Source organism: Dactylosporangium siamense (genome assembly GCF_016862795.1).
In the GTDB taxonomy this organism is placed as follows: Bacteria; Actinomycetota; Actinomycetes; order Mycobacteriales; family Micromonosporaceae; genus Dactylosporangium; species Dactylosporangium siamense.
In genome coordinates, this window is record NZ_BONQ01000276.1 from 1 (window position 1) to 1,105 (window position 1,105).

Here is a 1,105-nt window from a genome sequence, read left to right on the forward strand (position 1 = left end):
GCCGTGATCTGCGTGAACTGCCAGTTGTTCTGGGCGATGCCGCTGCAGTTGGACACGACGCCGCCGCCGGCGCAGCCGCGGTCGCGGTTGACGGACCAGAAGGCGAGGCGGGCGAGGTGCTTGGACTGGGCCCAGTCGCGGATCTGTTGCCAGTAGGCGACGGAGGTGAGTTCCTGCTGGTCGGACAGGCCGTTCATGCCGGAGATGCCCATGTGCCGGTAGGCGGTGTCGTCGTTCCAGCCGAACGCGGTCTTGAGCATGGTCTTGAGGCCTTCGGAGGCGCTGACGGTGCTGTTGTACATGTTGGCGCCGCCGCCGAAGTCGAACGGCATGATGGTGAAGACGTCGATGTTGGCGCCGGTGGACGCGGCCCGGTTGATGAGCTGCTGGGCGTAGTAGCCGGGGCCGGTGGTGGCGGTGCCGAAGGTGATGATGGTCTTGAGGTTCGGGTTGTTCTGCTTGACGATCTTCAGGGCGTCGACGATCCGGTTGCGGACGGTGTCGTTCTCGAACTCGTCGGTGTTTTCGATGTCGATGTCGATGGCTTTGAGGTTGTAGGCGTTGATCACGGTCTGGTAGGCGTTGGCGAGGGCCTGCGGGGTGGAGCAGTTCGGGCCGAGTTTGTTGCCCTGCCAGCCGCCGAAGGACGGGATGACGTCGCCGCCGCCGGCGCGGATCTGGTTGATGACGGTCTGGTCGACGCCGCCGGTCAGTGGGCGGGTGCTGTCCCAGGCGGGGGTGCAGCCGCCGCCGGACAGGACGAACGCGAGGGTGAACCAGCGGATGCCGGTGGCTGACTGGACGGTCTGCGGGTTCGGTGGGTCGCCCCACTGGTAGAGGTAGGGTGCGGCCTGCATGCCGCTGGGTGTGGTGGTGCCGCCGGTGGTGGTGGCGGTGACGCTGTTGGAGGCGGCGGACTCGCCGACGGTGTTGTAGGCCTTCACCGTGTAGGTGTGGGTGGAGCCGGCGGTCAGTCCGGACACCGTGGCGGTGGTGCCGGTGACGGTGGCCCGCACCGTGCTGCCCTCGTAGACGCGGTAGCCGGTGACGGTGCCCGTCGAGGCGTTCCACGCCAGGGAGAAGCTGGTGTTGGTGGTCGCGGTGA

General features: G+C 67.2%; 1 protein-coding gene. It reads right to left on the bottom strand.

The genetic code is table 11. From position 1 onward, the window contains the following. Positions 1-1,105: fibronectin type III domain-containing protein (locus Dsi01nite_RS56920; RefSeq protein ID WP_203854884.1), on the bottom strand; the 1,105-nt coding region annotated here is incomplete at both ends.